The sequence below is a fragment of the Kitasatospora sp. MBT66 genome, assembly GCF_000710405.2.
Taxonomy (GTDB): Bacteria; Actinomycetota; Actinomycetes; order Streptomycetales; family Streptomycetaceae; genus Kitasatospora; species Kitasatospora purpeofusca.
The window spans coordinates 1-18,920 of record NZ_JAIY01000008.1 but is presented as its reverse complement, the minus strand read 5'-3'; the positions used below and the strand labels follow the sequence as shown (position 1 = coordinate 18,920).

At 73.1% G+C, this 18,920-nt stretch carries 14 protein-coding genes and 1 pseudogene; 11 read left to right on the top strand and 4 right to left on the bottom strand.

The window, feature by feature from the left end; all coding sequences use genetic code 11:
* Positions 1-332: pseudogene (locus tag BI06_RS21290) on the top strand (hypothetical protein); the annotation flags it as partial.
* A 6-nt stretch (positions 333-338) separates the two neighbouring features.
* Here the strand turns inward: BI06_RS21290 and BI06_RS21285 are convergent.
* The gene (locus BI06_RS21285; RefSeq protein WP_051741561.1) at positions 339-1,016 is read right to left on the bottom strand and encodes a DUF308 domain-containing protein; all 678 of its coding nucleotides are present in this window, start codon (positions 1,014-1,016) and stop codon (positions 339-341) included.
* Between the two features lie 365 nt (positions 1,017-1,381).
* On the opposite strand from BI06_RS21285, the gene purN reads away from it, so the two are divergent.
* On the top strand, positions 1,382-2,041 hold the full coding sequence (gene purN / locus BI06_RS21280; protein ID WP_030393367.1) for a phosphoribosylglycinamide formyltransferase: 660 nt from the start codon (positions 1,382-1,384) through the stop codon (positions 2,039-2,041).
* Complete coding sequence (gene purH, locus BI06_RS21275) at positions 2,038-3,618, top strand: bifunctional phosphoribosylaminoimidazolecarboxamide formyltransferase/IMP cyclohydrolase (RefSeq protein WP_030393368.1); 1,581 nt, start codon at positions 2,038-2,040, stop codon at positions 3,616-3,618. Before purN ends, purH begins: the two co-directional genes overlap by 4 nt.
* A gap of 129 nt (positions 3,619-3,747) precedes the next feature.
* Here the strand turns inward: purH and BI06_RS21270 are convergent, their stop codons facing one another.
* Positions 3,748-4,491 (bottom strand): RDD family protein, encoded by a 744-nt coding sequence (locus BI06_RS21270; RefSeq protein WP_030393369.1) that lies wholly within the window; start codon positions 4,489-4,491, stop codon positions 3,748-3,750.
* Between the two features lie 584 nt (positions 4,492-5,075).
* Here BI06_RS21270 and BI06_RS21265 point away from each other — a divergent pair.
* The 6 genes from BI06_RS21265 (at position 5,076) to BI06_RS21240 (ending at position 10,681) form a co-directional block, all read left to right on the top strand.
* Positions 5,076-5,930, top strand: a complete 855-nt coding sequence (locus BI06_RS21265; protein ID WP_030393370.1) for a bifunctional methylenetetrahydrofolate dehydrogenase/methenyltetrahydrofolate cyclohydrolase — start codon at positions 5,076-5,078, stop codon at positions 5,928-5,930.
* Positions 5,931-6,019: 89 nt separating this feature from the next.
* Positions 6,020-6,439, top strand: coding sequence for a DUF3017 domain-containing protein (locus BI06_RS21260; protein WP_037779666.1), 420 nt, complete (start codon positions 6,020-6,022; stop codon positions 6,437-6,439).
* 222 nt (positions 6,440-6,661) lie between these two features.
* Positions 6,662-7,654, top strand: coding sequence for a malate dehydrogenase (locus BI06_RS21255; RefSeq protein WP_030393372.1), 993 nt, complete (start codon positions 6,662-6,664; stop codon positions 7,652-7,654).
* Positions 7,655-7,733: 79 nt separating this feature from the next.
* The gene (locus BI06_RS21250) at positions 7,734-9,059 is read left to right on the top strand and encodes a hemolysin family protein (protein ID WP_030393373.1); all 1,326 of its coding nucleotides are present in this window, start codon (positions 7,734-7,736) and stop codon (positions 9,057-9,059) included.
* Between the two features lie 30 nt (positions 9,060-9,089).
* Positions 9,090-10,130: a tryptophan--tRNA ligase gene (gene trpS / locus BI06_RS21245; protein WP_063764198.1), complete on the top strand. Its 1,041-nt coding sequence runs from the start codon at positions 9,090-9,092 to the stop codon at positions 10,128-10,130.
* Positions 10,127-10,681: a 2'-5' RNA ligase family protein gene (locus tag BI06_RS21240; RefSeq protein ID WP_233290250.1), complete on the top strand. Its 555-nt coding sequence runs from the start codon at positions 10,127-10,129 to the stop codon at positions 10,679-10,681. The genes trpS and BI06_RS21240 overlap by 4 nt, the downstream gene beginning before the upstream one ends.
* Here the strand turns inward: BI06_RS21240 and BI06_RS21235 are convergent.
* Together BI06_RS21235 and BI06_RS21230 are read right to left on the bottom strand one after the other, a co-directional pair.
* Complete coding sequence (locus tag BI06_RS21235) at positions 10,666-13,209, bottom strand: CDP-glycerol glycerophosphotransferase family protein (RefSeq protein WP_051741559.1); 2,544 nt, start codon at positions 13,207-13,209, stop codon at positions 10,666-10,668. The genes BI06_RS21240 and BI06_RS21235 overlap by 16 nt on opposite strands.
* Before the next feature lie 202 nt (positions 13,210-13,411).
* Positions 13,412-16,987, bottom strand: a complete 3,576-nt coding sequence (locus BI06_RS21230) for a bifunctional glycosyltransferase family 2 protein/CDP-glycerol:glycerophosphate glycerophosphotransferase (protein ID WP_030393377.1) — start codon at positions 16,985-16,987, stop codon at positions 13,412-13,414.
* A 158-nt stretch (positions 16,988-17,145) separates the two neighbouring features.
* On the opposite strand from BI06_RS21230, the gene BI06_RS21225 reads away from it, so the two are divergent.
* A complete protein-coding gene (locus BI06_RS21225) occupies positions 17,146-18,144 on the top strand; it encodes a glycosyltransferase (RefSeq protein WP_030393378.1) in 999 nt (332 codons plus the stop codon).
* A gap of 95 nt (positions 18,145-18,239) precedes the next feature.
* Positions 18,240-18,920: YihY/virulence factor BrkB family protein (locus BI06_RS21220; protein ID WP_043470697.1), on the top strand; the 681-nt coding region annotated here is incomplete at its 3' end.

Genomic DNA, 18,920 nt, shown 5'->3' with positions numbered 1-18,920 from the left:
TGGGGGCGGGCCGGATGGCGTGGCTGGGTCCGGTGCCGTGGTGGACGGCGGTCGCGGCGGCGGGCTGGGTCGCGGTGGTGTCCGGCCCGGTCGCGGTGCTGGCGCGGTCCCGGGCGCTGCGGACGGCGGCGGGCGGCCCGGGCAGGTCCTGGCGGTCCGGGGTCCCCCTCGTCCCGGGGGCGCTCGCCGTGACCGCCCGCCGGGGCGCACTCCTGCTGCGCGCTCGCGCGTACGGCGCGGTCACCCGCCTGGCGGGAGCCCCCGGTGTCCCGACGGCTCCCGGAGCCGCCGCCGCCACGGCTCCCGGTGCTCCCGGCGGCCCCGCGCGGTGATCCGGCTCAGTCGCTCTTCTTGGTGATGTCCACGTACCACTGCGGGGCGAGCCGGTCGCAGCCGTCGGCGCCGCTGGAGGTCAGCGAGTCCTGCACGCAGGTCACGTAGTCGTTGTAGTACAGCGCGAGACCGAGGACGGAGGAGACGAAGACCACCGTCATCGCGCCGGTGAGGACGCCCGCCAGCGCGGCCGGGGTGAGCGGGTTCTGCGTGCCGGCGCCAGTGCCGGCGCCAGTGCCGGTTCCGGTGCCGGTGCCGACGGTCGCCGGGGTGCCGCCCTCGGTGGCGGCGGGCCGGGGGGAGCGCATCGCGGAGACGCCCCAGACGATGGCGAGCGCGCCGACGAACAGGGCCACGTAGTGCAGCGCGGCGAACGCGCAGACCAGCGCGGCCATGCCGGCCAGCGCGGCGTTGCGGGCCTTGCGCTGGGCGGGGTCGTTCGGGTCGAGCCGGGGCGGCTGCGGCGCGGGCGGGCGGGGGTTCCAGCCGCCGCCCTGGTAGCCGGGGCTCCACGGGTGGGGCGGCGGGACGAGCGGACGGTCGTCCGGGTCGCCCTCCTGGCCCTCGGGCCGCTCGGGGTCGCCGGTGGGCTGGGGAGCGCGCGGGCGCCACGGCTGCTCGGGGGCATCCGCCGGCGGCGGCGCGAAGGGGTTGCGCTCGCCGGTGTCGTCACCGCTGCTCATGGTTCGGCCATTCCTTCTCGGTCGGTGGGGCGGGTGCCCGCGCCACCCTATGTTCCCGCAGGCCCCTGTGGGGGGTCCGGGCACGTCCTGCGGCCCGGGAGTCGGCGGTCGGCCGCGGCCCGGGCCCGGCTCCGGACGGCCGGCGAGATCCCGGTCTCAGCTACGCGCGTAGCCCCGGACGGTGTTTCGGAGGCCGTCCGACCAGCCGTTATGGTGGTGACGGTCAGCAGCTCCCACGGGTTCCCCGGGGCCCGCGTCGCGGCGGGTTCTCCTGGAGTTCCTCCCCGCTCGACCTGCCGTTCGTAGTGGCCCCACCGCCGGTGGATGTACCAGCGGGCGGCGCCCGACCTACGGAGAATCGCGCAGTGGCCGCCGCCCCCGCTCAGCTCTTCCCGCCCCGCACTCCCGGACCGGCCCGTCTGGTGGTGCTGGTCTCCGGCTCCGGCACCAACCTCCAGGCGCTGATCGACGCCGTCGCCGACCCCGCGTACGGGGCGGAGATCCTCGCCGTGGGCGCGGACCGGGACGGCATCGCCGGGCTGGAGCGCGCCGAGCGGGCCGGCCTGCCGGTCTTCGTGCACCGGGTGAAGGACCACGGGGACCGGGCGGACTGGGACCGCGCGCTGACCGCCTCCGTCGCCGGGTACGAGCCGGACCTGGTCGTCACGGCCGGGTTCATGAAGATCCTCGGCCCCCGGTTCGTCGAGGCCTTCGCCGGACGGATCGTCAACACCCACCCCGCCCTGCTGCCCTCCTTCCCCGGAGCCCACGGCGTCACCGACGCGCTGGCGTACGGGGTGAGGGTCACCGGTTGCACCGTCCACCTGGTCGACACCGGCGTCGACACCGGGCCGATCATCGCGCAGGGCGTCGTGGAGGTCCACGACGCCGACCACGCCGATGGCGGCGAGGCGCTGCACGAACGCATCAAGACTGTCGAGCGCAAGCTGCTCGTCGACGTCGTGGGCCGGCTGGCCCGCGAGGGTCACCGCATCGAGGACCGAAAGGTATGGATTCCGGCATGAGCGCCGCTCCCACCACGCCCCCTGTCTCCGAGAACGTCCGGCCGATCCGCCGCGCGCTGATCAGCGTGTACGACAAGACCGGTCTGGAGGAGCTGGCCCAGGGCCTGCACGCCGCCGGGGTCGCCATCGTCTCCACCGGCTCGACCGCCGGCCGGATCGCCGCCGCGGGCGTCCCGGTGACCGAGGTCTCCGAGCTGACCGGCTTCCCGGAGTGCCTGGACGGGCGCGTGAAGACCCTGCACCCCCGCGTGCACGCCGGCGTCCTCGCCGACCTGCGGCTGGAGTCGCACCGCGCGCAGCTGGCCGAGCTGGGCGTCGAGCCCTTCGACCTGGTCGTGGTGAACCTCTACCCGTTCAAGGCGACCGTCGCCTCCGGCGCCACCCCGGACGAGTGCGTCGAGCAGATCGACATCGGCGGCCCGAGCATGGTCCGCGCCGCCGCCAAGAACCACCCCTCGGTGGCCGTCGTGGTCGACCCGGCCCGCTACGAGGACGTGCTGACGGCCGTCCGGGGCGGCGGCTTCGACCTGCTGACCCGCAAGCGGCTGGCCGCCCAGGCCTTCGCCCACACCGCCGCCTACGACGTCGCGGTGGCCAACTGGTTCGAGGAGTCCGGCTACACGGAGACCGAGGACGCCTTCCCGGCCTTCCTGGGCTCGGCCTACGAGCGCCAGAACGTGCTGCGCTACGGCGAGAACCCGCACCAGGGCGCCGCGCTGTACACCGACGGCAGCGGCGGCCTGGCCGGCGCGCGGCAGCTGCACGGCAAGGAGATGTCGTACAACAACTACGTCGACACCGACGCCGCCCGCCGCGCCGCCTACGACCACGCCGAGCCGGCCGTCGCGATCATCAAGCACGCCAACCCGTGCGGCATCGGGACCGGCGCGGACGTCGCCGAGGCGCACCGCAAGGCGCACGAGTGCGACCCGGTCTCCGCGTACGGCGGTGTGATCGCGGTCAACCGCCCGGTCACGGTGGCGCTGGCCGAGCAGATCGCCCCGATCTTCACCGAGGTCGTGGTGGCCCCCGGTTATGAGGACGGCGCCGTCGAGGTGCTGGCCCGCAAGAAGAACCTGCGGGTGCTGCTGGCCCCCGAGGCCCCGGCCAACCGCCAGGAGGTGCGCCCGGTCTCCGGCGGCGTGCTGCTCCAGGACGCCGACCGGGTGCACGCCGAGGGCGACGACCCGGCGACCTGGACCCTGGCCTCCGGCGAGGCGCTGTCCCCGGCCGAGCTGGCCGAGCTGGCGTTCGCCTGGCGGGCCTGCCGGGCCGTGAAGTCCAACGCGATCCTGCTGGCCAAGGACGGTGCCTCGGTGGGCGTCGGCATGGGCCAGGTCAACCGCGTCGACTCCTGCAAGCTCGCGGTGGAGCGGGCCGGCGAGCGGGCCAAGGGCTCGTACGCGGCCTCCGACGCCTTCTTCCCGTTCGCGGACGGCGCGGCGATCCTGATCGCGGCCGGCGTGCGGGCGATCGTCCAGCCCGGCGGCTCGATCCGGGACGAAGAGGTGGTCGCGGCCGCCGCCGAGGCCGGGGTGACCATGTACTTCACCGGCACCCGCCACTTCTTCCACTGACGCCTCGGCCGGCGGCACGGCGCCGCACGGCACGTCGCTGAACAGCACGGAACGACAGCACGGAACGACGGAACGGCCCGGCTCCCTCCACCGAGGGGGCCGGGCCGTTCCGTCGTACGGGGTACCGCGTTACTTCTTGATCACCAGGGTCCCGGCGGCACGGTCGTGCCAGCCCTGCAGCTTCCCGGAGTTGTCGAAGAACGGCGACAGGTAGACCAGCAGCGCGCCGATGTAGCAGAGGAACGCGCCGACGATCGGGATGATGAAGCGGATGAAGCCGCCGCCCAGACCCGGGTTCTGACCGGTGCTCTCCTTGACCACGCGCAGGCCCATGGCCATCTTGCCCAGGGTGGCGCCGGCGAAGGAGACCAGCAGCCACTCGTAGAGCAGGTTGAACACGGCCAGCACGGCGATCATGATCATCATGGTGGCGAAGACGCCGCTCGCGGCGTCGGTCTGGTCCTGGAGGCAGTTGCTGTAGGCCGAGCTCGGGTAGGTGTACTTCGAGCAGTCGTCGGCGTCCTTGACGATGCCGAGCGTGCCGGCCAGGCCGAGGGCCATGACCAGGGCGATGATCGCGCCGACGGCCAGGCCGTCGATCAGCCGGGCCAGGAAGCGCTGGCCCATGGTCGCCAGCTTGACGGTGCCGAGCTGGGCGATGTTGATGTAGCCGTTGTTCGCCTGGAGGGTCCCCGGCGCCGGCGCGTACCCGTAGGCCTGCTGCTGCGGCACGCCGTAGCCCGGCTGCTGCGGGGGCTGCTGCGGGTAGCCGTAGCCGGCGGCCGGCGGCGCCTGCTGCGGGTAGCCGTAGCCGGGCTGCTGGGGCTGCTGGGGCTGGTTGTACGGGTTGTTGGGGTCGGGCGGGTAGCTCATCGATGCCTCCGGGCAGATGGGGACAAGTGGGGACGGGACAGCGGAGGCCCCGGAACGGGCCGGCTGGACGGGTAGCCGGTCGGACGGGACGTTAGCGGAGCACACTGACACCGGGGGCGTGGGCCGACCGGTGCGCGCGCCCGCTCAGGGCCGTGGGAAGTGTGCGAACGGGAGCCGGGACGGCCCGGTGGCGCGCGGCAACCCGCGTCGGCGGTCGGTCGTCGGCGCGGTGCGGTCTGGTCGGCTCACTTCGTTCTTCCCCCGAGTACGCCCCGCCGGGTCTGTCCGTCGGCCCGTCACCGGGCCGGATGCGGCGGGGAATGCCTGCTTATCGTCGACCGGACGGCAGTACCGTGTCCAGCCGCGTTCACGCCTCGGGCCGGACTGTGGCGCAACCGCAATAAGAGCCGAACGTTCCGCATCCGTCCGGCCCCGGCCCGGAACGCCCCCGCGGCCCCCTTCGGGCCCCTTCCCGCTCCCTGCCCGGACAGTGCCCGGCCCCAGCCGGGGCCCACCCCGAGGCATCCGTCCGAGGCCCGGGACCGATGGCACGGACACCCGCGCCGATCCGGGAGAATGGGGTCATGACTGCGCAGATTCTCGATGGCAAGGCGACCGCGGCCGCGATCAAGTCCGAACTCGCCACCCGCGTGGCGGCCCTCAAGGCCAAGGGCATCACGCCCGGCCTCGGCACCGTCCTGGTCGGCGACGACCCGGGCAGCCGCTGGTACGTCAACGGCAAGCACAAGGACTGCGCCGAGATCGGCATCGCCTCGATCCAGCGCGAGCTGCCCGCCACCGCCACCCAGGAGGACGTCGAGAACGTCGTCCGGGAGCTCAACGCCGACCCGACCTGCACCGGCTACATCGTCCAGCTGCCGCTGCCCAAGGGCCTCGACCCGAACCCGGTCCTGGAGCTGATGGACCCGGACAAGGACGCGGACGGCCTGCACCCGACCTCGCTCGGCCGCCTCGCCCTGGGCATCGAGGGCCCGCTGCCCTGCACCCCGCTCGGCATGGTCGAGCTGCTGCGCCGCCACGGCGTGCAGATCGACGGCGCCGAGGTGGTCGTGGTCGGCCGGGGCGTGACCGTCGGCCGCTCGATCGGCCTGCTGCTCACCCGCCGCAGCGAGAACGCCACCGTCACCCTCTGCCACACCGGCACCCGCGACCTCGCCCACCACCTGCGCCAGGCCGACATCATCGTCGCCGCCGCCGGTGTGCCGCACCTGGTCAAGCCGGAGGACGTCAAGCCCGGCGCGGCCGTGCTGGACGTCGGCGTCAGCCGCAGCGAGGGCAAGATCGTCGGTGACGTGCACCCCAACGTGGCCGAGGTGGCCGGCTGGATCTCCCCGAACCCGGGCGGCGTCGGCCCGATGACCCGCGCCATGCTGCTCAACAACATCGTGGTGGCGGCCGAGCGCCGCGCCGGCGCCTGACCACCGCGTCCGGCCGCCGAGCCTCCGGGCCCACCGGGCCCGGCCCGGCGCCGACCCATCCGATCGACGACCCCGAAGGACGGGAAGCCATGAGCGAACCGCGCCGGACCAGGCGCAGGCCGGTGAAGACCACCGGCACCCTGCCCCCCGAGGGCTCGGCGGCCGCGCTCGGGCGCGACCACGCGCTGCCGGTCCGGCAGTGGCCGATAACGGTGGTCCTGCTGGTGGTCGCGGCGGGTCTCGCGGTCACCTGGTTCGCCGACTTCCAGGACGGCTTCAAGTACGGGCTGCTGATCGTCGGCGGCGGTGTGCTGCTCGGCGCGCTGCTCCGGCTGGTGCTGCCGGAGGTCGGCATGCTGGCGGTGCGCAGCCGCTTCACCGATGTGATCGTGCTGACGTTCCTGGGCCTGTCGATCGTGCTGCTGACCCTGATGGCCCAGCCGAACCCCTGGCTGGAGCTCCCGCTGCTGGACAACATCGGCCAGCTGATCGGCCGTCCGCGCCGCTGACCGGCCGTCCGCGCCGCTGACCGGGACCCCTTGCCGGCCCCCCGCCCGACGCCCGGGCGGGGGGCCGTCATCGTCTGTGACCGAGCAGTCACGACCGCGGCCGCGGCGTACGCTTCCCTTTGCGATACCCTGACGCCGGTTCTCTCGATGTCGAGAGACCGTCCTCGGCTCCAGCGCGCCGACGTGCCTGGGGCACCTGGCGATTTGCTGGAGAAGGTAGAAATGACCCGCACCCCCGTCAATGTCACCATCACCGGAGCCGCCGGCCAGATCGGCTACGCGCTGCTCTTCCGCATCGCCTCGGGCCACCTGCTCGGCGCCGATGTCCCGGTGAACCTGCGCCTCCTGGAGATCCCGCAGGGCCTCAAGGCCGCCGAGGGCACCGCCATGGAGCTCGTGGACTGCGCCTTCCCGCTGCTGCGCGACATCACCATCACCGACAAGCCGGCCGAGGCCTTCGACGGCGCCAACGTCGCGCTGCTGGTCGGCGCCCGTCCGCGCACCGCCGGCATGGAGCGCGGCGACCTGCTGCAGGCCAACGGTGGCATCTTCGGCCCGCAGGGCAAGGCCATCAACGAGAACGCCGCGGACGACATCAAGGTCCTGGTGGTCGGCAACCCGGCCAACACCAACGCCCTGATCGCCCAGCGCAACGCCCCGGACGTCCCGGCCGAGCGCTTCACCGCGATGACCCGCCTGGACCACAACCGGGCCGTCGGCCAGCTCTCGCTGAAGACCGGCGCCCTGGTCTCCGACATCAAGCGCGTCACCATCTGGGGCAACCACTCCGCCACCCAGTACCCGGACATCTTCCAGGCCGAGATCGCCGGCAAGCCGGCCTTCGAGGCCGTCGGCAGCGACCAGGCCTGGCTGGAGAACGACTTCATCCCGACCGTCGCCAAGCGCGGCGCGGCCATCATCGACGCCCGCGGCGCCTCCTCGGCCGCCTCGGCCGCCAACGCCGCCATCGACCACGTGTACACCTGGGTCAACGGCACCGCCGAGGGCGACTGGACCTCGATGGGTGTCGTCTCCGACGGCTCCTACGGTGTCCCGGCCGGCCTGATCTCCTCCTTCCCGGTCACCACCAAGGACGGCGAGTTCTCGATCGTCCAGGGCCTGGAGATCTCCGACTTCTCGCGCGGCCGCATCAACGCCTCGGTCCAGGAGCTGACCGAGGAGCGCGACGCGGTCCAGGAGCTCGGCCTCATCTGAGCCGGCCCCGACGCCTCCACGACGGCCCGTCGTCCCCGTTCCGCGGGGGCGGCGGGCCGTCGCCCTACACTGGCCCGCTGTGAACGAAACCATCGAGGACGCCGCGCTCGTCCTCGTCTTCATCGTCCTGGGCGGCCTGTTCAACGTCGCCGAGATCTCGCTGATCTCGCTGCGCGAGGGACAGATCCGGACGCTGGAGGCACGCGGCACCCGGCGGGCGGCCCGGGCCGCGCACCTCGCCGCCGACCCGAACCGCTTCCTGGCGGCCGTCCAGGTCGGCGTGACCTGCATGGGCTTCCTCTCCGCCGCGTTCGGCGCCGACACCCTGGCCGGCAAGGTGGCCCCGCTGTTCGTCCGGGCCGGGCTGTCCGAGGGCGTCGCCGACGCCACCGCCCTGGTCGGGCTGACCCTGGTGATCAGCTACGTCTCGCTGGTGCTCGGCGAGCTCACCCCGAAGCGGATCGGCCTCCAGCGCGCCGACTCCATCGCCCTGCTGGCGGCGCCGGTGGTCGACGTCATGTCGGTGGTGCTGCGCCCGGCGATCTGGCTGCTCGGCCGTTCCACCGACCTGATGGTCCGGCTGCTCGGCGGCGACCCGACCGCGGGCCGGGGCTCGATGAGCTCGGAGGAGCTCCGCGGGCTGGTCGCCGCCAACACCGAACTCGGGAACGACGAGCGGACGCTGATCGCCGATGTGTTCGCCGCGGGCGAGCGCCAACTGCGCGAGGTGATGGTCCCGCGCACCGAGGTGACCTTCCTGGACGCCGAGCGCCCGCTCGCCGAGGTCCGCGCCCAGGCGGACTCCTCTCCGCACTCCCGCTACCCCGTGATCGAGGGCAGCTACGACGCGGTGACCGGCTTCGTGCACGTCCGCGACCTCTACGGCGTGCGCGGCGAACGGGCCGCCAAGGTCCGTGACCTGGCCCGCCCGATCAAGCTGCTGCCCGGCACCAAGCGGGTGCTGGAGGCGATGGGGGAGATGCGCCGGGAGGGCCACCACCTGGCGATCGTGGTCGACGAGTACGGCGGCACCGCCGGCATCGTCACCCTGGAGGACCTGGTGGAGGAGGTGATCGGGGAGATCCGCGACGAGTACGACACCCCGGAGTCCTCCCCGACCCGCCGCCTGGCCGGCGGCGGCGTGGAGCTCGACGGCCTGCTCAACCTGGCCGACTTCGTCGAGGAGACCGGCGTCACCCTCCCCGAGGGCCCGTACGAGACGGTGGCCGGCTGCCTGGTCGCCGCGCTCGGCCGGCTGCCCGCCGACGGCGACCGGGTGCGGATCCCGGCCGGTCCCGGCGAGGAGGTGCTGCTGACGGTGGCCAAGCTGGAGGGCCGGCGGATCGCCCGGGTGAGGGTGAGTGCGGTCACACTGGCGGAACCGCCGGGGCAGGAGGTTTCCTGACCGGTCGGTGGAACTGGAACAATGGCCCGCATGGTCAACGCAGCGGTCACTGGTCCGGTCAAGGACCGTCCCCGGGTGCTCTCGGGCATCCAGCCCACCTCCGGTTCCTTCCACCTCGGCAACTACCTGGGCGCGGTGCGCCAGTGGGTCGACCTGCAGAAGGAGAACGACGCCTTCTACATGGTCGTCGACCTGCACGCGATCACCGTGCCGCAGGATCCGGCGACGCTGCGCCAGAACACCCGGATCTCCGCCGCGCAGCTGCTCGGCGCCGGTCTGGACCCGGAGCACTGCACCCTGTTCGTCCAGTCGCACGTGCCCGAGCACGCGCAGCTCGCCTGGGTGATGAACTGCCTCACCGGCTTCGGCGAGGCCTCCCGGATGACCCAGTTCAAGGACAAGTCCTCCCGGTACGGCGCCGACAGCACCACCGTCGGCCTGTTCACCTACCCGATCCTGCAGATCGCGGACATCCTGCTCTACCAGGCGGACGCCGTCCCGGTCGGCGAGGACCAGCGCCAGCACGTGGAGATCACCCGCGACCTCGCGGAGCGCTTCAACTCCCGCTACAGCCCGACCTTCACGGTCCCGAAGCCGTACATCCTCAAGGAGACGGCGAAGATCCAGGACCTCCAGGACCCGGCCGTCAAGATGAGCAAGTCCGCGTCCTCCGTCAAGGGCCTGGTCAGCCTGCTGGACGAGCCGAAGGCCAGCGCCAAGAAGTTCAAGAGCGCCGTCACCGACACCGGCACCGTGGTCAGCTACGACGAGCAGGAGAAGGCCGGCGTCTCCAACCTGCTGCGGATCCACTCGGCGCTCAGCGGCCAGTCGATCGAGCAGCTGGTCGCGCACTTCGAGGGCAAGATGTACGGCGCCCTGAAGACCGAGCTGGCCGAGCTCTTCACCGAGTGGGTGCTGCCCTTCCAGGAGCGCACCAGGACCTTCCTGGACGACCCGGCCGAGCTGGACCGCGCCCTCGCGGTGGGCGCCGAGAAGGCCCGGGCGGTGGCGTCCGAGACGCTGGCCACGGTGTACGACCGGATCGGCTTCCTCCCGGCCTCCGCGCGGTGATTCCGCTGACGAGCCTGCCCGGTGGTCAGGAGCTCCCCGAGTTCCTGACCATCGGCGTGTCCGTCACTGTCCCGGATCCGTACGGCACGGCGATCCAGGACGCGCGGGCCGGGCACGGCGATCCGCTGGCCCGGTCGATACCCACGCACGTCACCCTGCTGCCGCCCACCGAGGTGCCGGCCGAGGCGCTGCCGAAGATCGAGGAGCACCTGGCGGCGGTGGCCGCCGCGCACCGGCCGTTCCGGATGGTGCTGCGCGGCGGCGGCAGTTTCCGCCCGGTCTCCCCGGTGGTCTTCGTCCGGGTGGAGGAGGGCGAGCGGGAGTGCCGGCTGCTGGAGGCGGACGTCCGCTCCGGCCCGCTGGCCCGTGAGCTGGCGTTCCCGTACCACCCGCACGTGACGGTGGCGCACGGTCTGGAGGAGCACGTGCTCGACCGGGCCCAGGAGCAGGCCCGGTCCTTCCACGCGGCGTTCCCGGTCCCCGGGTTCAGCCTCTCCCGCTTCGACGTCGACGAGGTCTGGCGGCCCTGGCGTTCCTACGCCTTCTGCTGACCCCCGGGGCGGGCGCCGAGCTCCAGCATCCGGTCGACCACCCGGCGGGCCGCGGCGCCGTCGTCCAGCACGCAGTGGGTGTCCCGGAAGCGCCGGTAGCGCTCGGCGTACCCGGCCGGCAGTCCGTCAGCTCCGTCGCCGCCGTCCGCGAGCGCGCGCAGCGCCGTGACCAGGGCGGCCGAGTCGTCGAGCAGCGGTCCCGGGGCCTGGGCCTCGAAGTCGAAGGCGAAGCCGCGCAGGCCGTCCCGGTAGTGCGCCAGGTCGTAGGTGAAGAACAGCACCGGCCGGCCGGTGACCGCGAAGTCGAACAGGATCGACGAGTAGTCCGTCACCAGGACGTCGGCGATCAGCAGCAGCTCCTGGACGTCCGGGTAGTCGGCGCAGTCGATCGCGAAGCCGTCCCCGGTGCCGGTGAGCGGCTCGCGGACGTGCGCGTGCGGCCGCAGCAGCAGCACGTGGTCCCCGCCGAGCGCCTGCCGGGCCCGGTCGAGGTCGAGCCGCAGGTCTAGCCGGAAGCCGTCGCCGTCCGGGCGCGGCCGGTCCTCCCGCCAGGTCGGCGCGTACAGCACCACCCGCCGGCCCGCCGGGATCCCCAGCCGGCGCCGGACGGCGGCCGCCCGGCGCGGGTCGGGGCGGGCCAGCACGTCGTTGCGCGGGTAGCCGGACTCCAGGATATCGCCCCGGTAGCGGAAGGCCCGGCGCAGGATCGGGGTGGCGAAGGGGCTGGGGGAGAGCAGCAGGCTCCAGTGCGGGGTCTCCCGGTCGAGGGCCGCGAGGTAGCCGTGGTCGGCGAGCCAGGGGTTCTCGACGTCGTGGGCGATCCGCTTGAGCAGGGCGCCGTGCCAGGTCTGCACGACCACCTGGCCGGGGCGCCGGCGCAGGAAGTCCGGGAAGTGGGTGTTGCCGACGAGGTAGCGGCTGGTGGCCAGCGCCCGGTACCACTCGGGGCTCCAGACCCGGACGGCGCGGACCCCGGGCGGCAGCTCGGCCTGGGCGTCGTCGACCACCCACAGGTGCTCCAACGGCGTTCCGCGGCGGGCGAGTTCGGTGTGCACGGCGCGCGGTGAGTCGGCGTAGCCGCGGCCGCCGAAGACGTCGTAGAGCACGGCCTCGCGCAGCGGTTCGCGGCAGGCGGCCGGGTAGCCGGCGGTGCGCTGGCGGGCCTGGGTCCAGGCGCTGCGCTCGGCGGCGGTGAGCACGGGGGTGGAGTCCAGCAGCAGGGTGTCGTGCCAGCGGCGCTCCAGCAGGATCCGCTTGCCGCCGGCCAGGGTGGCGGCGGGCAGCGCGGCCAGGACGGCGGGCGAGGCGGTCAGCGGTCGGGCCGGTCCCGGCCGGCCGACGGGCTCCAGGGTGGCTTCCCACAGGCCCTTGCGCAGGGGCAGCGCGGTGCCGTCGGAGCCGGTGCGGGTGGCGGGCAGCCGGATCGTGAACCGCCGGCCGGGGCCGGTCCGGACCGGGTGGCGGACCTCGCCGCCGGTGCCGTTGTGCCGCAGGACGAGCTCCAGCGGGCCGTCGGTGGGGCAGTGGCCGGTGAGTTCGAAGCCGCCGGCCCGGGTGGTGAGCCGCTCGACCCAGCCGGCGGCGGGCCGGACGCAGAGCTGGAGCCGGCCGTCGGCGAGGTGCTTGAGGTGCAGGGCCCGGTCCTCGGCCCCGGGCAGCGGGTGCTGGCCGGAGACCGGCCCGCCGCGCTCGTCCAGGACCAGCGGCTCGGCGGTGCCGTCGGGGTGGACCAACGCGGCGTCCCAGTGCTCCAGTTCGCCGGCGCCGCGCCCGTCGGCGGTGAACGGCGCGTACGGCAGGAGGACGCCGCGGGTCCGCCCGGTGCCGGTGGCGGGCCGGATCAGGACGGTGCCGCTCTCGCGGTGGCGCAGCCGGAACGCGGTCCGGTCCGGAAGCGGCCCGGCGGTGGTGAGGTGCAGCTCGATCCCGTCGGGGCCGGGGACGGCCCGGGTGAGGCGGGCGGCGGGGCGTTCCAGCCGCACGGCGAGCCGGCCGTCGGCGAAGTGCGGCTGGAGCCGCACGTCGTGGTCGACCCAGCGGGCGGGCGGGTACTCGCCGGAGCCGCACCAGTGCGGGGCGAGGCCGCCGTACTGGCGGCGCAGCCGGGTGGGGCGGGCGAGGGTGAACAGGGTGGCCTCGACGGTCCAGTCGCCGAGCAGCCAGCCGTCGGCGGTGCGCAGCCGGCGCGGCTCGACCAGGGCGGTGAAGCCGGCCCAGTCGTGGTTGTGCTCGGGCTGGGCGCTGTCGTCGGTGATCTCGGGGAGCCGGCGGGGCCTGGTGGGGAGGTGGAGGGGGGTGCCGAGGTGGTCGGCGCGCAGGGTCAGCCAGGTCCAGGCCGAGCCGGGGCGGGCGGTGGACCGGTCGTCGGGGCGGGCGAAGCCGGTGAGCTCCAGGCCGCGGGAGGACCAGCGGGCGCGCAGCAGTCCGAAGGCGGCGTGCTCCTCCTCGCCCGGCAGCGGGGTGCCGAAGCGCGGGTCGCCGAACCGGGGGGCGGCGTGCGGGAGGACGAACCGGGTGAGGACAGCCATTTCCACGGACCTTTCTCGGCGAGAATTTCCATCTCACCGGGAAAAGTATGCGAGGTCAATTTGAGAATTGACTGTGAATTAGCTGGCGAGTTCGTTCGGGAAACTCCTGTTCGAAAGCCGGGAAATGCAGGGGCCGGGAAATGCGAAAGGCGCCCGACGCGGAATGTGCGTCGGGCGCCCTCCACCGGGCGGGAATTCCCGGTCAGGCCTCGCGGCTCAGCATGGCGTCCACCGCCCGGGCGGCGGCGTGGCCGTCGTCCAGGTCGCAGTACTTGTCGCGGAACGCCGCGTACTTATCGGCGTACTCGGCGGTGATCTCGTCCACCCGGCCGAGCGCGGCCACCAGCTCCTCGGACGTGGCCAGCAGCGGGCCGGGCGCGTCCGCCTCGAAGTCCAGCGAGAAACCGCGCAGGTTGTCGCGGTAGTGCGCCAGGTCGTAGGTGAAGAACAGGATCGGCTTGCCGGTCACGGCGAAGTCGAAGGTCGCCGCCGTGTAGTCGGTGACCAGCACATCGGCGGCCAGCAGCAGTTCGCCCATGTCCGGGTAGCTGCTGACGTCCCAGACGTAGCCGTTGCCGGCGGCCGGGATCTGCTCGCGGACGTTGGCGTGCCGGCGGACCAGCAGCACCTGGTCGTCGCCCAGCGCGGCCTGCGCCGCCTCCAGGTCCAGCTGGAGGTGCAGCTGGTAGCCGCCGTAGTGGCGGCGCCGGTCCTCGCGCCAGGTCGGCGCGTACAGCACGACCTTCTTGCCCTCGGGCAGGCCGAGCCGCTCGCGCACCCGCTCGGCGGTCTTCTCCTTGTCGGCGGCGAAGAACACGTCGTTGCGCGGCAGGCCGCTCTCCAGGATCTCGCCCTTGAAGTCGAAGGCGCGGCGCAGCACCGGGGCGGCCCAGGTGCTGCCGGCCAGCAGCAGGCTCCAGTTCGGAACCTCCTTGGCGAGGCCCTTCAGGTAGTGCGCGTCGGTGAACCAGACCTTCTCGAAGTCGTGGCCGATCTGCTTCAGCGGCGAGCCGTGCCAGGTCTGCAGCACGATCTGGCCGGGCCGGCGGACGAAGAAGTCCGGCAGGTGCGCGCTGGTGACGATGTACTTCGCGGTGGCCAGGGTCTCGAACCACTCCGGGCTCCAGAGCCGGACCGAGCCCGCCGTCTGCGGCAGGTCCGCCTGCAGGTCGTCGGTGCCCCACAGGTGCTGCAGCGGCAGCTCGCGGCGCACCAGCTCCTCGTGGATCGCCCGCGGCGAGTCCGAGTAGAGGCCGCCGAGCGCGACGTTGTAGAGCACCGTGTCGCGCAGCGGCAGCCGGCGGGCGGCCGGGTAGTCGGTCGTCCGCAGCTTGCGCTGGCGCCAGCCGCTGCGCTCCTCCGGAAGCAGTATGTTCTCGGACTCCAGCTGCAGGCCGTCGTGGTGGCGCCGCTCCAGCACGATCCGCTTGCCGCGGGCCTCCACCTCCAGCGGCAGGCTGTTCCAGCACTCGGGCGCGATCAGCGCGTACGAGGCCATGTCCGGGTGGAAGACGGCGCCGACCGGGCGGAACGAGACGTTCCAGCCGCCCTGGGCCAGCGGCACGTTGCCCGCGAAGGACGCGGTCGGCACGGCCGGCAGCGCGGTCCGGAACCGGCCGTCCGCGATCTCCACCGGGTAGATGTGCTGCTCCTCGCCCCAGTGGTGGCGCACGACCAGCTCCCAGCGGTGGGTGCCGGGCAGCGGGAAGGTGCCGCTGAGCAGGAAGCCGTCCGCGCCGCGCGAGGTCACCTCGTGCACGACCGGCTGCAGCAGCTGGTCCAGGAACTGCAGGTAGCCGCCGGGGGAGGGCTTGGAGTAGAGGGCGCGCCGCTCCTCGGGCGCGGCGTCGGGGTTCAGCACCAGGTTGAGCTGCTCCGGCGCGTTCCGGTCGTCCCAGACGAGCGGCGCGGTGGTGCCGTCGGCCAGCTCCAGGGTGGTGTCCCAGCGGTCGCGGGCGCGCTCCACGGCGATCGGGTCCAGCTCGGCCCAGGACTCCCGGACCTCGGTCAGCTCGGCGATCGGCACGGCGGCGTGGAACTGCTGGAGGCTGCCGACCGAGGAGCCGGTGGACACCGGGAAGGTCAGCTCGCGCTCGGACTCCACGTGGGTCATCCGCAGCCGGGCCCCGGCCAGCCGGACGCCGGAGCGGGCGGCGCCGGACACCTCGACCGTGTCGCCGTTCGCGGCCAGCCCGGTCACCCGGACCTTGGCGTTCTCCACCCGCAGGTAGACGCTGCCGTCGCGGACGAACGGGACGACCCGCACGTCCGGCTCGACCCAGTGCGAGGGCTGGTAGAGCGCGGTGTCCGCCCAGCCGGCCCAGACCCGGCCCTTGTAGACGCCGCCCTTGCCCGCGCCGGCGACCAGGACGCGCCAGTTGCCGTCCTTCCACTGGCCGCGGTGCTTGAGCTTCTCCGGGTCGAGCGCGACGGTGAAGCCGGCCCAGTCGCAGTTGTAGAGGTCGTGGTGGTTGGTGGCGGTGGCCTCGGGGCTGTACTGGGTCTTCATCGGCACGGCGATGACCCGGCGGCCCTTGGCCTCGCGCAGCACCAGGGTGCGCACCATGTCGTGCTTGTTGGCCGCGCCCAGCTGCTCCGGGTACGCGTGCCCGGTCAGCCGCAGCCGGCCGGCCTCCCAGCGCGCGTCGTAGAGCCGGCTGCGGATGACGGTGGAGTTGCGCAGGCTGAGCAGGCCGGCCGGCACGCTCTTGCGCCCGCCGCGCAGGAACGGGTAGTCGGCGTACGGGCGCAGCAGGCCCTTGGCGACGACACCGCCGTTGCTCTCGCCCTCGTACTTGATCTGCTCGACGAACTCGTCGATCCGGCCCTGCAGGGTCAGGTGGTACTTGAGCCGCAGCGGCGCGCGCAGCTTCTTGACCTGCTCGGGGCCGATCGCCCGCAGCAGCCGGCTGACGCTGGTGATGTACGCGTCCCGGTACTCCTTGTCGCCGTCCACGACGGACCAGAAGAACATCGGGATCTCTTCGACGAGGGTGTTCTCGTCGTAGGTCTTCAGGTACTCGGCGAAGCGCGGCTCGGTCTGCTTCCTCAGCCAGGCGCGGACCAGCTCGACCGAGGCGACCCGGTCGACCAGGCCCTTGGGGTTGGTGCGCATCTGGGTGATCGACATCTCGCCGACCTCGCGCTCGCGCCAGTGGTAGATCGGCTCGGAGAGCACGTCCACGCTCTTGGCGAGGTAGTGGTGCGGCACGCTGACCGGGGCGTCCTCGTACAGGATGCCCTCGGGGTAGATGATCCCGGCCGCGTCGAAGAAGGAGCGGCGGTACACCTTGTTCCACGCGGTGCGGTCGGTGACCAGCGAGGGGATCTCGGTGATGTGCGTCTTGAGCACGGTCTTGGCGAACGGGCGGCTGTGGCCGCCGGACTGGTAGTAGCCGATCGCGCGGAAGCGCAGCACGTTGCCGGTGGCGAAGTCCGAACCGGTCTCGTCCAGCGTGTTGATCATCAGCTCGTACGCACTGGGCGGCATCGAGTCGTCGCTGTCGACGAAGCACAGGAACTCGGCGTCCGGGTCGATGTGCCGGATACCCGTGTTGCGGGCCGCGCCGAGGCCCTTGTTGACCTGCCGGACCAGCCGGAACCGGGAGTCCTTGGCGGCGTACGCCTCGGCGAGGGCGGCGCTGTCGTCCTTCGAACCGTCGTCGACCATGACGCACTCGAAGTCCGTGAAGGTCTGGGCGGCGATCGAGTCGAGGCATTCCACGAGGTAGCGCTCGACGTTGTAGATCGGGACGACGATGGAGAGGCGGGGAGCCATCGGCTACGCAGGCCTTTCTCGGGAAGGAGCGTGGCAGCCCCCTCGGGGTCTGACCGCACTTTGATTCGGTGCGTACGTGCGCGTCGATCCTACCCCCGGCCCATGGCCCCGCCGGGGGCCCTCCGGGGGGCCCTGCGCAGGCCCACTACCCTGGGGCCATGCCCCGCTTCAGTGTGATCGTCCCGGTCTACCGGGTCGAGGAGTACCTCGCCGAGTGCCTCGCCTCGGTGCTCGGCCAGGACGGTCCGGACATCGAGCTGATCGCGGTGGACGACCGCTCCCCGGACGGCTGCGGCGCGCTGCTCGACGCGGCCGCCGCCGAGGACCCCCGGGTGCGGGTGCTCCACCTGCCGGAGAACGTCGGTCTCGGCCGGGCCCGCAACGCCGGCCTCGCCGTCGCCACCGGCGACTACGTGCTCTTCCTCGACAGCGACGACACCCTGACCCCCGGTCTGCTGACGGCCGTCGACGACCGGCTGCGCTCCGTCGGCGATCCGGACGTCCTGGTCTACGACTACGCCCGCACCTACGCGGACGGCCGGACCGTCCGGGCCGCCTCCGCCAAGGTCTTCGGCGCCCCCTCCCGGGAGGTCTTCGACCTCGCCGAGCGCCCCGAACTGCTCGAACTGCTCCAGGTGGTGTGGAACAAGGCCTACCGCCGCGACTTCGTCACCGCCCAGGGCCTGACCTTCCCGGCCGGGTACTACGAGGACACCCCCTGGACGTACCCGGCGCTGCTCGCCGCCCGCGGCATCACCCTGCTCGACCGGGTCGGCGTCCACTACCGGCAGCGCCAGGAGGGCGGCAACATCCTGGCCACCGCCAGCCGCAAGCACTTCGACGTCTTCGGCCAGTACGACCTGGTCTTCGCCTTCCTCGACGACCGCCCCGAGCTCGACCGCTGGCGCCCGGTGGTCTACGGCCGGATGCTGCACCACCTCAACACCGTGGTCTCCCGGCCCGGCCGGGTCCCGCCCGGCGACCGCCGGGAGTTCTTCCGGCGGGCCGCCGAGCACTGCGCCCGGCTGCGCCCGGCCGGCTACCGGGCGCCGATCGGGGTGTCCGCACTGCGCACCGAACTGCTCGGCCACGGCCGGTACACCGCCTACCAGGCGGTCCGCGCGCTGGCCCGGGCCCGCCGGATGGTCCGACGCTGACGGCGGGCCTGACGGCCGGTCTGACCGTCGGTCTGGCCGCGGGTCTGACGGCGGGCCTGACGGCCGTTCGGGGGACGGGCCGGTATAACCGGACGGTGGACTTTCTGACCCGCCTCCCGGTGATCGGCCCGATCGTGACGCGGGTGCTGCGCAGCCGCCCCTACCGCGCCTACGAGCACTTCACCGCGCTGCGTGGCAACCGACTGGCCGGCGCGGTCACCTTCTTCGGCTTCCTCGCGCTCTTCCCGCTGCTGACGGTCGCGCTGGCGATCGCCGTCGCGACCCTCAGCGACAGCCGGGTCGACGACATCCAGAAGCGGATCTCCGACCAGCTGCCGGGCATCTCCGACGCCCTCAACCTGCCCTCGCTGGTGGCCAACGCGGGGGCGGTCGGGCTCGTCAGCGGCGTCCTGCTGGTGCTCTCCGGCCTCGGCTGGGTGGACACCATGCGGACCTCGATCCGGGACATCTGGCAGCTGCCCGACGAGGAGGGCAACCCGCTGCTGCGCAAGGGCTGGGACTTCCTGGTCCTCGGCGGCCTCGGCCTGGTCTCGCTGGTCTCGCTCGGCGCCTCGGCCGCCGGGACGACGCTGGCCGGCCGGATCGCCGACTGGATCGGGCTGGGCTCGGGCGGCTACCTGCTCACCGCGGCCGGGCTGCTGATCGCCGTCGGCTGCGACATGCTGCTCTTCGCCTACCTGCTGGCGCCGTTCCCGAGGATCACGCACCAGCACCGGCGGGACGTCCTGAAGGCGGCGCTGATCGGCGCGGTCGGC